The 12889-nt window shown below is 38.6% G+C and carries 9 protein-coding genes and 4 pseudogenes; 12 read left to right on the top strand and 1 reads right to left on the bottom strand.

Annotation, left to right across the window (positions count from 1 at the left end):
* Positions 1–34: 34 nt before the first annotated feature.
* The gene (locus JCM19034_RS15650) at positions 35–325 is read right to left on the bottom strand and encodes an AbrB/MazE/SpoVT family DNA-binding domain-containing protein (protein ID WP_062051206.1); all 291 of its coding nucleotides are present in this window, start codon (positions 323–325) and stop codon (positions 35–37) included.
* A gap of 345 nt (positions 326–670) precedes the next feature.
* On the opposite strand from JCM19034_RS15650, the pseudogene JCM19034_RS15655 reads away from it, so the two are divergent.
* From JCM19034_RS15655 to yidC, 12 genes and pseudogenes are all read left to right on the top strand, one after another.
* Positions 671–1479: pseudogene (locus JCM19034_RS15655) on the top strand (DNA double-strand break repair nuclease NurA).
* Positions 1480–1490: 11 nt separating this feature from the next.
* Positions 1491–3320, top strand: coding sequence for an ATP-binding protein (locus JCM19034_RS15660; protein WP_062051208.1), 1830 nt, complete (start codon positions 1491–1493; stop codon positions 3318–3320).
* Positions 3321–3679: 359 nt separating this feature from the next.
* Entirely contained in the window at positions 3680–5656 is a 1977-nt protein-coding gene (metG, locus tag JCM19034_RS15665) for a methionine--tRNA ligase (RefSeq protein WP_062051260.1), read from the top strand.
* A gap of 121 nt (positions 5657–5777) precedes the next feature.
* Entirely contained in the window at positions 5778–6542 is a 765-nt protein-coding gene (locus tag JCM19034_RS15670; protein ID WP_062051210.1) for a TatD family hydrolase, read from the top strand.
* A 229-nt stretch (positions 6543–6771) separates the two neighbouring features.
* Positions 6772–8028, top strand: coding sequence for a G5 and 3D domain-containing protein (locus JCM19034_RS15675; RefSeq protein WP_062051212.1), 1257 nt, complete (start codon positions 6772–6774; stop codon positions 8026–8028).
* Positions 8029–8253: 225 nt separating this feature from the next.
* Positions 8254–8833, top strand: a pseudogene (gene rnmV, locus JCM19034_RS15680) (ribonuclease M5).
* Positions 8830–9707 (top strand): annotated as a pseudogene (rsmA, locus tag JCM19034_RS15685) (16S rRNA (adenine(1518)-N(6)/adenine(1519)-N(6))-dimethyltransferase RsmA). The pseudogenes rnmV and rsmA overlap by 4 nt, the downstream one beginning before the upstream one ends.
* 49 nt (positions 9708–9756) lie before the next feature.
* Positions 9757–10625, top strand: a pseudogene (gene yabG, locus JCM19034_RS15690) (sporulation peptidase YabG).
* A gap of 284 nt (positions 10626–10909) precedes the next feature.
* A complete protein-coding gene (gene veg / locus JCM19034_RS15695) occupies positions 10910–11176 on the top strand; it encodes a biofilm formation stimulator Veg (RefSeq protein ID WP_062051214.1) in 267 nt (88 codons plus the stop codon).
* A gap of 136 nt (positions 11177–11312) precedes the next feature.
* Positions 11313–11489, top strand: coding sequence for a small, acid-soluble spore protein, alpha/beta type (locus tag JCM19034_RS15700; RefSeq protein ID WP_062051216.1), 177 nt, complete (start codon positions 11313–11315; stop codon positions 11487–11489).
* A gap of 126 nt (positions 11490–11615) precedes the next feature.
* Positions 11616–11990 carry a hypothetical protein gene (locus tag JCM19034_RS15705; protein WP_062051218.1) on the top strand — a complete coding sequence of 125 codons (375 nt, stop codon included), beginning with the start codon at positions 11616–11618 and terminating at the stop codon, positions 11988–11990.
* Between the two features lie 181 nt (positions 11991–12171).
* Positions 12172–12588, top strand: coding sequence for a membrane protein insertase YidC (yidC, locus tag JCM19034_RS25230; RefSeq protein ID WP_370622093.1), 417 nt, complete (start codon positions 12172–12174; stop codon positions 12586–12588).
* Positions 12589–12889: the final 301 nt, after the last annotated feature.

Below are 12889 nucleotides of genomic sequence, written 5' to 3' on the forward strand. Positions count from 1 at the left end.
CTCTTTTGAGGCATGGTTGTTCGTTAAATTAGGCTTATTGCCCTTTTGCTGCTGCTAAGTATTCTTGTAAATCTTTTAAGATTTCTTCTGCACCTTGTGGGCTTAAGATAATTTTACCATTTGCAATTGATAAGTTATCATCAGATACTTCACCTGTAATTTGGCAAGTCATGTTCGGCTTGTATTTCTTTAAAATAATACGGTCATGGTCAACGTAAATTTCTAAAGCATCCTTTTCAGCAATATCAAGTGTACGACGTAATTCAATCGGAATAACGACACGTCCTAGCTCGTCAACTTTACGTACAATTCCTGTAGATTTCATAATATATGTCCCCTCTCAAAATGTTTGTATTTTTAGTAGTTTATTAGTCATTATTCGACATAATTCTGCCTTTTTTTAGAGTACCAGTGTTTCCAAAACAAGTCAATTACTTTTTTACAAATTTTTAATATTTTTATCGTAATTGACAATGAATATCATTGAGAAATAGCGATTCCTTAAAGGGGGGCTGTAAAATTTATGCTTGAGATTAATCAAGGTTTATTAGAAAAGTTACAAGATGTTAATCGCCATTTGGAAGAAACGTATTCATTTTTAAGGAAAGAAAATGAGATTATTCGACAAAAACTAACGACAATTCAGACCGATTATCGACAAGTTCGTCAAATGTCAGCAGCAGCATTAAAAGACTGGTTAAAAGGTAAGGATTTGGCTGCAGTTGATGGATCGGTTAATCAAACGAAAGGTGAATATCCGCACGTCCTTTATTTCTTTCAAGCGTTAGCGAAGACGACAACAGGTTATCAATGTACGGCATCAGAAATCTATACCCCATTAATGGAAAAAGAAACAAAGGACGACCAATCAATAAGTCAATTACGTTCTCATAAGCTTGCAAAGCATGAACTTGAGGTAGCATATCAACTAATCGAGGAGAAAGATTTGCGACTAGTACTTATGGATGGTGCCTATACCATTATCGAATTGACGCACCTGATGAGTGGGAGCGGCTACGACAAAAGGCTTTGGAGCGGGATGTTCTATTAGTTGGTGTATCTGAAGAAATTACGACAGAAAATTTAGTTAAGCTTACTGAATTTGCTTCTTATAAACGTTATTCACATACATATGACCGCGATTTGTTATTTGGGGTGTTGCAACCTGGTGAATGGTTGTATATCAAAGAGCTGCAGCATAAAGCAGGATTACAATCTGTATGGGCACGATTTAGTTCTGATCCCGCGATTACTGGTTTTGATTTATTAGAAGAGCAGGAAAATGAGCGTGATACCATTGCCGAGGTACTTTATACGTTAACACCTCAGGATGGACGTGGTATTCCGTTATGGCTAGATATGATTGACCACGAAGTTCGAGTAACAGATCAATTTGTCAATGCAATGGTTGATCAATATATTCACCCAGAATTAAAGCAACGGTTTTTCACGAAAAAACGATCAAATCGACCATATTAGGAGGAGTTTATATGCAAATTGTCGGTGTAACGACACAGCATGAAGTGTATGTTGCTTCAAAAACACATAAATTTCGGATGAATGAAATGCTCGTTGTCGAAGATGATTCGCTTTACCAGCCCAAAGGTGAGGTTGTTGAGACTTTTTCCTATAACCGCTATATTCCGATGGGATTTGATAAAGGAATTGCCGATGATCAAGTGTTAAAAACATTAGAGCAAATTGGTTATGATATTGGTGCAGATGATATTCATTTAGCAAAGGTTCGTTTGTTCGAAGAGGCGATTCAACCGATTCAAACAGGGGCACAAGTTCGTCATCCTCACTTTTCAGAAATCGAGCATTTGCTTGTGAAGGCAAAACCGAAGGATGGACTAGTACTCGGAGAAGTAAAATCAACTGATTTTATTGTCGAATCGTTACCATCATCTTTGACCAATTTATTATCAATCCATGATCATGATGGATTACGCATGCAAAACGGCGTACCGTTTATTTTTGACATTCGTTCGATGCAACAATACCCACATATTGGCGTATTTGGTGGTTCAGGGTCTGGTAAGTCATTTGGATTACGCGTAATGTTAGAGGAATTAATGAAGCTTCATATACCAAGTCTCGTTTTTGACCCCCATTTTGAAATGAATTTCGCTGCAAAGGCGGAAGGAGTAGATGGACAAAGCTATGAACAAGGTTTTACAGTTGTACAAATAGGAAAAGATGTTGGTGTCGACTTTTCAGCGTTAACAACACGTGATGTCGAGCGCTTATTAGCAGCTGCAGGTTCACTCACAGAATCGATGGTGAACGTTATTCAGTCCATTCATAAACGGAAGGATAGTTATCAGTCATTTAGTGATAGAGTTGCTCATTTGTCTGAAGCACTTGAATTAGGGAAGCAAAAGGTCGAAGGGCTACTACATGACGGTGGAATGTCACGAGAGGAAATTGAACGTTATCAATTATTTAAACGACTTCTAGACCAATACGGAAGTTTACCGCTTGCCTCCATTAAAGGGATTCAATGGCGTGTAAATCGTTTGCACCAAGCTGGCTTGTTTCAGCAAAATATTCGTGCCATTGAAGAGGGAATGCATGCAGGTAAGCTGATTGTTGTACAAGGTGCTGTCTGGTTGCTACAAGTGTTTTCTAGTTATGTGATAGGGGCATTGTACGGGAAAAGACGAGCCTACCGCGACGCAAAGCTACAACATATGCAAGGAGAGTTTTTCCCTCCGTTTTTAGTCGTAACCGACGAAGCACATAACTTTGCTCCTAAAGGGTTTGATGCACCAGCCAAATCTGTTTTAAAGGAAATTGCTCAAGAAGGACGTAAATACGGGGTGTTTCTGATTTTTGCTACACAAAGGCCGACACTACTTGATGAAACAATTACGGCCCAGTTAAATACTAAGTTTGTTTTTCGAACCGTTCGTGGAACAGATATTCAAACGATTAAGGAGGAAACAGATTTAACAGCGGAGGAAGGGAAGCGTCTCCCTTATTTACGCTCTGGAGATGCCTTTGTTTCATCGGCGATTATGGGGAGGACGATGGCGATTAGAATTCGTATGGCTCATTCTACGAGTCCTCATACACTTAATCCGTTTGATGAGCTCAAAGAAATGAACGTTAAAGGGATTGAAGGGATTGTGGAAGCGTTAGAAGAGCACTTACCGTTTGCCGAGATGGATTTAATGAATTTACTTTCACAATTAAATAAGAAGGCAAAGAAAAGCTGGGATATAAAAAAGTGGAAAGAGGAGCTTTTGCGTCTAAGTGAAGAGGGTTATATTAAAAAAGAAAAAACACCTTTTGCAACGATGTATACACGTTCTTGACGATGCTGCTTAATTTCGGTATATTTTGGTTATACTATGAAAAAACATGATATCGAATTGTCCGATGAAGGGAAGAGTACATCACGTTTGTCTATTGGTAGCAAAGGCTATGCAGAGAGCTGGGGGAGCTGAGAACCAGTATAGATGATGGATGGAAGATGGTCCAAAGAGGACTGATGTGTGAATGCTAGAGCATAAGCACATGACGTAACTGGCGTTAACAGTGGAGTTTGTGATAACTTCGTAAGTCCTTTTTCTGTGAAGAAAGAGGAGAATTAGGGTGGTACCACGTGAGCAATGCTCTCGTCCCGTTGTGGATGAGGGCTTTTTTTATGCAAAAAAAGGAGGAAATGATTGTTATGTCAAAAAACAATACGTTTTATTTAACGACCCCAATTTATTATCCGAGTGATAAGCTACACATTGGTCATGCTTATACAACCGTAGCAGGTGACGCGATGGCGAGGTACAAGCGTTTAAGAGGCTATGATGTCCGATATTTAACAGGAACTGATGAACATGGACAAAAAATTGAAACGAAGGCAAAGGAGAAAGGATTAACACCACAGCAATTCACGGATGAAATTGTTAAAGGAATTCAAGCACTTTGGAAGAAGCTTGATATCTCTTATGATGATTTTATTCGTACGACAGAGGTTCGTCATAAACAGGTTGTAGAGCAAATCTTCGAACGCCTCATAGATCAAGGTGATATTTACTTAGATGAATATGAAGGCTGGTATTCAATTCCTGATGAGACGTTTTATACGGAATTGCAGTTAGTTGATCCAGTTACAGACGAGGATGGGAACATTATTGGTGGAAAAAGCCCAGATAGTGGCCATCCTGTCGAAAAAGTTCGAGAACAGTCATATTTCTTTCGAATGAGTAAATATGCAGATCGCCTTTTAAAGTTTTACGAAGAAAATCCTGATTTTATTCAACCAGAATCCCGCAAAAATGAAATGATTAACAATTTCATAAAGCCGGGACTCGAAGATTTAGCTGTATCACGGACGTCTTTTACATGGGGTGTTAAAGTTCCAAGAAACCCTAAGCACGTTGTCTATGTTTGGATTGATGCATTATCGAATTATATTACTGCTTTAGGTTACGGACACAAAGACCAAAGCTTATACGAAAAGTATTGGCCAGCAAATGTTCATATTGTTGGAAAGGAAATTGTTCGTTTCCACACCATTTATTGGCCAATTATGTTAATGGCACTAGATTTGCCATTACCGGAAAAAGTGTTTGGTCATGGCTGGTTATTAATGAAAGATGGGAAGATGTCCAAGTCAAAAGGTAATGTCGTTGATCCAGTTCCACTAATTGATCGTTATGGCTTGGACGCTCTTCGTTACTATTTATTACGTGAAGTGCCATTTGGCTCTGATGGGGTATTTACACCAGAAGGGTTTATTGAACGGGTAAATTATGACTTGGCCAATGATTTAGGGAATTTATTGAATCGTACAGTAGCGATGATTCATAAATATTTTGATGGAGAAATACCTGCATACAAAAAGGATGCAACACCGTTTGATAGCTCGCTACTTGAATTGGTTGAATCAACGATAACAAAAGTAGAAAATGCACTTGAGGATATGGAGTTTTCTATTGCACTGTCAGCCATTTGGCAATTGATAAGTCGAACCAATAAATATATTGATGAAACACAGCCTTGGATGATGGCCAAGGAAGAGGATAGAAGAGAAGAGCTTGGATCGGTTATGTACCATTTAGCGGAGTCATTACGGATTATTTCTATTATGTTACAGCCGTTTATGACTGAAGCACCTAAAAAAATGTGGAAGCAGCTTAATATTCGTCAAGAGGAAACAGGATGGGATACGATTCACTCCTTTGCACAGCTTTCTAGTGGAGTTAAGGTTGAAAAAGGAGAGCCCATCTTCCCACGTCTAGATGTAGAAGAAGAGGTAGGTCATATTGTTAAATTGATGGGTGGTACTCTGAAGGTAGAAGAAGAGGTTAAAGAAATTGAAGATGAAAATGAAATAACGATCGAAGACTTTTCGAAAGTAGAATTAAAAGTTGCAGAAGTAATAAAGGCGGAAAAAGTAGACGGTGCGGATCGCTTATTGAAAATTCAGCTCGATGTAGGGAGTGAACAGCGTCAAGTAGTATCTGGCATTGCAAAATTTTATACCCCGGAGGAGCTAGTAGGTAAAAAAGTGATATGTGTGACGAATTTGAAGCCTGTTAAATTACGAGGTGAACTATCACAAGGGATGATCTTAGCAGGAACAAAAGGAAAGAAGCTTCAATTAGCTACCATTGATGGAAACTTGCCGAATGGGGCGAAAGTGAAATAAGTTAGGCTGGTCATAAGCAGCACACGATATAAGTATAAGGCATGATACTCCACATGAAGAAATGTTACATTCATGTGGAGTTAAACCTATATAAATCTCTGGTTAGGAAAAGGAGAAGAAGATGTTATTTGACACACACGTACATTTAAATGCAGATCAATTTCAAGATGATTTAGAGGTCGTAATTGATCGTGCCAAAGCAGCTGGTGTTCAAAATATGGTCGTTGTTGGTTTTGATGAATTGACCATTAAACGAGCGATTGAGCTAGTTGAGACATACGAATGGATGTATGCTGCTGTTGGGTGGCATCCTGTTGACGCAATTGATATGACAGATGAGCACCTGCAATGGCTTGAACATTTAGCCTCCCATCCGAAAGTAGTTGCGTTAGGTGAAATGGGCCTTGACTATCATTGGGATAAGTCGCCAAAGGAAGTACAAAAGGAAGTATTTCGCAAACAAATAGCGTTGGCGAAAAAAGTCGAATTACCTATTATTATCCATAACAGAGAAGCGGACCAAGACATTGTAGATATATTAAGAGAAGAGAACGCATCAGAAGTAGGGGGTATTATGCACTGTTTTGGCGGGAGCATCGAAATAGCCCAACAATGTATCGATATGAATTTTTATATATCATTAGGTGGGCCTGTTACTTTTAAAAATGCAAAACGGCCTAAACAAGTCGCTAAAGCTATTTCGTTAGATCGACTATTAATCGAAACCGATTGCCCGTATTTAGCTCCTCACCCAAACCGTGGGAAACGAAATGAACCTGCTTATGTTCGTCTAGTTGCTGAGCAAATTGCCGAGTTAAAGGAAGTTGATTTGGAGGAAATTATGAAGGCGACAACAGCAAATGCAAAAAAAATTTTCAACATTTAATTTCGGTATTTAATGGGATTATATGTAATTATATGTCAAATAAACAACCGTTTCGAAGTAGTTCTACACCTTGTTGTTATTGCATAAATTGGACTTGTCGATAAGTTTTTGTTTTCTTTTGAGGCGTCTTAATAGATAATGGAGAAGATGTGTCATTCAAAAACAATCAGTTGACAAAGAGGAGGTACTGTGTTTATAATTCGATCGATACCAAAGAGGAGGGCATAACATGGATTTAAACAGGATTAAGTTTCTTCCCAAGAAGCTTTTAGGGAAGAAAACAATCATATCCTCGGTTTGTCTAGTACTCTTCGTTAGTTTGATCACATACGCTGTGTATGAGACAACAAAGGCTTCAGTTACCGTATTAATTGATGGGGAAGAAACGGTTGTTGAGACACATGCTAATACAGTTGCCGATCTGTTCGAAGAGTATGAGTGGAAAGTCCAATCATATGATTATATTGAACCTAGTGTTGATACAGAGATAGAGAACGGAATGACAGTTAGCTGGGAGCAAGCGAAGCAAGTCTTCACAATGATTGATGGTCAAGAGGAGACCGTTTGGACGACGTCAAAAACGGTAGAAGAGCTAATAACCGAGTTGGAAATTGAGTATAAAGAGCATGATGTGGTTGAACCTGAATTAAGTGCTACGATTGAAGAACATATGGAGCTAATCTATGAATCTTCTTTTTTAGTCGAGCTGATTAGTGATGGTGAGCAACAAGAGATATGGACAACTTCGACGACTGTCGCTGACTTTTTAGAGAGAGAAGAATTAGAGCTTAACGAACTAGATCGTGTCGAGCCAGATTTAGAAGAACGACTAGAAGAGGAAACGTCAATTCAAGTCGTACGTGTAGAAAAAGTCACCGATGTGGTGGAAGAAACGATTGACTTTGCTACTGTTACTCGTAAAGATGATGACTTGCTTGCTGGTAAAGAGGAAGTCGTCCAGAGTGGAGAGAAAGGTAAAATCGAAAAGCATTATGAGGTTATCCTTGAAGATGGTGAAGAGGTATCTCGTGAACTCGTCAAAGAGGAAACGGTAAAGGAAAGCTCCGATCGTATTGTTGCTGTTGGAACGAAAGAACCAGCTCCGACAACATCAAGAGGTCATGATCCGGTTCAAACATCGAATAATAGTAGTAATAGCAGCAGTAGTAACGAAAGTAGCTCTTCTGCTTCAGGTGGAACAACAATGACAGTTCAATCGACAGCATACACTGCTAACTGTAGTGGTTGTAGTGGTGTAACAGCAACTGGAATCAATTTAAATGAAAACCGAAATATGAAGGTTATTGCTGTTGACCCAAATGTCATTCCGCTTGGCTCCAAAGTACATGTAGAAGGCTATGGTACAGCCATTGCTGGTGACACAGGTGGGGCTATTGTTGGGAATAAAATTGATGTTCATATGCCAACAACAGCAGATGCGAAAAACTGGGGTAATAGAACGGTTGAGATAACGATTTTAGACTAATGATTTAAACACAGAGTTGCATTGTGACTCTGTGTTTTTTGTTATATGATAAAGGATAAATTAATAGGTGTTATATTAGTTAAGTCATCAGGTAAAGAGTGTTGGATTAACTCTTTACGGTTAGCGGGAAACCGTTAAACTCTGACACTTAATGTTAAAAAACGACCCCGAGGCTTTTACGAAAAAAAGGAAGCTTGGGGGAACGAACAAATAATGGAGAGATAAATGGATGCAAGAAACGAACGACCGAAGATAACAGAAATAATCGTAGTAGAAGGAAAAGATGATACAGTAGCAATTAAACGCGCTGTTGATGCGGATACAATTGAAACGAATGGCTCAGCAGTTGATGATCGTGTGCTAGCAAAGGTGAAATTGGCTCAAGAGAGGAGAGGGGTTATTGTATTTACGGATCCTGATTTTCCTGGAGAACGAATCCGGACAATTATTCGTCAACATGTTCCTGAGTGTAAGCATGCATTTTTACCGAAGTCAGAGGCACTTGCAAAACGAAAAGGAAGCGTAGGGGTAGAGCATGCCTCACCAATAGCGATACGTGAGGCATTGAAGCATGCTCATACTGAGAAGCGATTAAAAGACGTATTGATCCCATTAAACGACCTTATCGATGCGGGTTTAATTGCTGGAGTGAACGCAAGGAAAAGAAGGGAACAGTTAGGAGAACTTCTTCACATTGGTTATGCTAATGGTAAGCAGCTGCAAAAACGTTTACAAAATGTTTCGAATTTCAAAAATGGAATTTATAGCAGCAATGGAGAAAGTATTTAAGGAGGAACAACGTTGATAAAAGATATAGCCACTCCGGCTCGTACAAAAGGAATTTTAAGTAAATATGGATTTGAATTCAAAAAAGCTTAGGTCAAAATTTTTTAATTGATTTAAATATATTGCGTAATATTGTTAGTCAGGCAGAGTTAACAGTTGATTCAGGAGTGATTGAAATTGGTCCGGGAATCGGTGCGTTAACCGAACAGCTTGCTAAGCAAGCTAAACGGGTTGTGTCGTTTGAAATTGATCAAAGGCTGTTACCTGTATTAGATGATACTCTTGCTCCATATTCAAATATTACGATTGTTCATGCAGACGTTTTAAAAGTTGATTTACATCATTATATTGAAAGTCACTTTCAAGGAATGGAAGATATTATGGTAGTCGCCAATTTACCTTATTACGTGACGACACCTATTTTAATGAAATTATTAGAAGAGAAGTTACCGATACGTGGCATTGTCGTTATGATTCAATCAGAAGTTGCAGATCGGATTGCAGCAAAGCCTGGTTCAAAAGACTATGGCTCTTTATCGATAGCCGCTCAATATTATGCTAAAGCTGAGAAGGTGATGACTGTTCCAGGCTCGGTTTTTATTCCTCAGCCACGCGTTGATTCAGCAGTATTAAGGCTAACGCTTAGAGATAAACCACCTGTTAGCGTCATTGATGAAGCTTTCTTCTTCCGAGTGTTTCATGCCTCATTTGCCAATAGGCGGAAAACGTTATTAAATAATTTAACGCATAATTTATTTAGTAAAGCGGAAAAAGAGGAGATTGAGTATGCGTTATCTGATGTAGAAATAGATCCACGAAGACGTGGCGAAACGTTGTCATTGGAGGAGTTTGCATCTCTTAGTAATGCTCTTTACAAAAGGGTGTTGGACTAGCACTTTCCATATTACCTTGACATAGGGTAAGTGGAGAGGAGGCGTCTATATGAAGCTTAATAAGGGAGATCTTGTGACCCGCCTATCCTATGGCCATGATTTATTGTTTAGGGTATCTGAAATCCATTCAGAACTAGTGGAGCTCGTAGGTGAAGATATGCGCTTATTAGCGGATGCACCGATAGAAGATCTTGTCCTCGTTTCTGAAAAAGAGCGTGCGGAAATGAGCCAGAAGTCTCGAGAAGTTGAAGACTACTCTTATCAACTCTTTCGTCAGGATGCAAAGCTTTTAAAGCAACGTGGAGAATATGAAGTGACATCTGGTTACAAAAGTGACATAGATTTTTTTGAGTTACGTGGGCGAGTTTTGCATATTGATGGCGATAGCTTTACTTAAAAAAGTGCACGGCTTTATATGAAAAGCTTGGAGTTCCTGTTTACGGGGTGCATGCGCATGAGAAGGAAATGCCTGAACAAATAGGATCTCTAATTGAAATGGTGAAACCGGACATCATTGTTGTAACAGGCCATGATGCGTATTTAAAATCGAAGGGCAATATGCGAGATATTCGCTCTTATCGGAATACGAAATATTTTGCGGAGTGTGTCCGAATTGCACGGAATTATACATGGCATCGTGATGACTTGGTGATTTTTGCTGGTGCATGTCAGTCCCACTTTGAAACGCTTATCAAAGCAGGAGCTAATTTTGCCAGTTCTCCTGAACGAGTTAACATTCATGCGTTAGATCCAGTTTATATTGCTTCTCGTGTGAGTTTAACATCTTTCAGGGATCATATTCATTTAAGCGATGTGTTAAGAAATACCATTACAGGGGAGAAAGGATTAGGTGGAATTGAAACGAAAGGTGTCATGCGGCGTGGGATGCCTTTAAAAGAAGAATATGATCGTCTATAAAGGAAAGTAGTGTCTCAAAGGGTCAAGGCCTTTTTGAGACCTTTTTATTTTAAATGGAGAAGAGTAGTAGCATTCTAAAAGAAGTAAATGGGAAAAGCCATTTAGTTAATTTATACATAATTTTTCAATTTTTTTGACATACTATGCTCAGATATGAAACTTTTGTGAAACAAATGCAGGTAAAAGCATTGACAGGTAAGTTATACACTTGTTATAATTTTACGTTTACTTGACTTATGGGAGTGGGTATGGTAGTATAAATATACAGTGAGGTGGGTGTTCGAATGCCAAAATCGTTAATTGAGATTAAGCGTACATTAGATGCAAATATCGGGAAGCGAATTACCATTAAATCGAATGGTGGTCGTAAAAAGACGTCAGAGCGTTCAGGCTTGCTTGAAGAGACATACCCTTCTGTTTTTATTGTGAAGTTAGATGAAGAACAAAATGCGTTTGAGAGGGTTTCTTATAGCTATGCCGATATCTTGACGGAATCAGTAGAATTGCTGCTATGTGAAGAGGGCTCAGAGTTCACGGCTTTAAAGGCATAACAAATTCATGACAAAAAGATGCTTACTTAATGGATAGATTAGGTGAGCATCTTTTTGTGTACAATGACACATAATAACGGTACACCTATTAGATCATAGGTGTCATTAGATCTTCTGAATAAGGAGTTGGAAAGGCATGAGCAGACGTAGAGGAGTCATGTCAGATCAGTTAAAAGAAGAGCTTGCCAAGGAGCTAGGCTTTTATGATACGGTCCAAAAAGAAGGATGGGGTGGCATAAGAGCAAGAGATGCAGGAAATATGGTAAAGCGAGCGATAGAATTAGCTGAACAACAACTTGCCCAGAAGAAATAACAGAAAAATTTATCGCCTTTAGAGAGCGTTAGCACTCTAAAGGCATTTCCCTTTTTAAGACAGTTGACTAAAGGGGGAACTTATACGAAGATATAGAGAAGATATTATAAGAGGGGGTGAATACAGATGATTGTTGAATCGTTTCAAGACATTATTCCACTATTGCTGTCGATGAGCATTCTGTTAACAGTTGCTAGTTATAAAGTGCTTCAATATATGGAGCGGTCTGTCATTATAAAGCAGCGAATGTTAACGAAAAGAAGTTTTTATTTGTGTGATGGATTCGTACCAAAACAGCTGGATTCGTTTGGTCCAAAACAGCGTCTTCAAGTTTGGCTAACTTGTTTTGTGAAACGAAAAGAATCACCAGAAGATGATGGCGATTATACAGCCTCTTCGTTTAAAAATGTATTAAAACGAGGAGGACAAAAATGGAACAGTTATCTGTATTCACACGTTTTAAAGGGAAAGGCATTTTATTATTCATCGGGTTCGTACTGATCTTAAGTGGGTGTCAGGCGGCGACAGAACCGATTAATGCAGAATCTACTGGCTTTTTCAATCATTATGTTATTTACCCTTTGTCATATTTAATAAAGTCAATAGCAACGCTATTTGGTGGGAATTATGGTTTGTCGATAATATTAGTCACACTTATCGTCCGATTAGTTTTGATGCCCTTATGTTAAAGCAATCTAAGAATCAGCTTGCCATGCGTGAAAAGATGAATGTTATACAGCCTGAATTAAAGGAGTTACAAGAAAAGTATAAAGATAAAAAGAGCCCAGAAGAGCAACAGCAATACCAAAAAGAAATGCTTGAATTATATACGAAACATCAATTTAATCCGATTGCCTCAATGGGTTGTTTACCGATGCTCATTCAGTTCCCAATTTTAATCGGTTTATATTATGCGATAATGCGAACACCTGAAATTGCAGAGCATTCGTTTTTATGGTTCAATTTAGGGGAAACGGATATGGTTTTACCGCTGCTAGCGGCATTCGTTTATTTTGTGCAATTTAAAGTTTCACAAATAGGTATTGATACGAAGCAGCAAAAGCAATTAGCGATCATAGGGTATATTAGCCTATTCTAATGGGATTCTTTTCTTTTACTGTACCGGCAGCACTTCCACTTTATTGGACGGTCGGTGGTTTGTTCCTAATCGTACAAACACTTCTTTCGAAGGCCATTTACAAATCAAAACCAGTGAACAAGAATAATGAAATAGTTAGTGAGAAATAGAAGGGGAATCCGGGTTAACACAAAAATCATGTGTTGATCCGGATTTTTTATAGTAGAAACGAGTGATAAATTTAGAAGGAACAAAACGGAAATAGCAGATTTCGTGAAAAGTCACTTTCGTGTTTTTCTTATAAAAATCATAATGCTGTGGT

Origin of the sequence: Bacillus sp. JCM 19034 (assembly GCF_001310635.1) — a bacterium.
Lineage (GTDB): Bacteria > Bacillota > Bacilli > Bacillales > Bacillaceae_D > Halalkalibacter.

Bases quoted from the DNA above. Each gene is read 5' to 3' on its own strand.
- JCM19034_RS15660 (WP_062051208.1), top strand. From the start codon at position 1,491: ATGCAAATTGTCGGTGTAACGACACAGCATGAAGTGTATGTTGCTTCA.
- JCM19034_RS15705 (WP_062051218.1), top strand. From the start codon at position 11,616: ATGATTGTTGAATCGTTTCAAGACATTATTCCACTATTGCTGTCGATG.
- veg (WP_062051214.1), top strand. From the start codon at position 10,910: ATGCCAAAATCGTTAATTGAGATTAAGCGTACATTAGATGCAAATATC.
- JCM19034_RS15670 (WP_062051210.1), top strand. From the start codon at position 5,778: ATGTTATTTGACACACACGTACATTTAAATGCAGATCAATTTCAAGAT.
- metG (WP_062051260.1), top strand. From the start codon at position 3,680: ATGTCAAAAAACAATACGTTTTATTTAACGACCCCAATTTATTATCCG.
- yidC (WP_370622093.1), top strand. From the start codon at position 12,172: ATGTTAAAGCAATCTAAGAATCAGCTTGCCATGCGTGAAAAGATGAAT.
- JCM19034_RS15700 (WP_062051216.1), top strand. From the start codon at position 11,313: ATGAGCAGACGTAGAGGAGTCATGTCAGATCAGTTAAAAGAAGAGCTT.
- JCM19034_RS15650 (WP_062051206.1), bottom strand. From the start codon at position 325: ATGAAATCTACAGGAATTGTACGTAAAGTTGACGAGCTAGGACGTGTC.
- JCM19034_RS15675 (WP_062051212.1), top strand. From the start codon at position 6,772: ATGGATTTAAACAGGATTAAGTTTCTTCCCAAGAAGCTTTTAGGGAAG.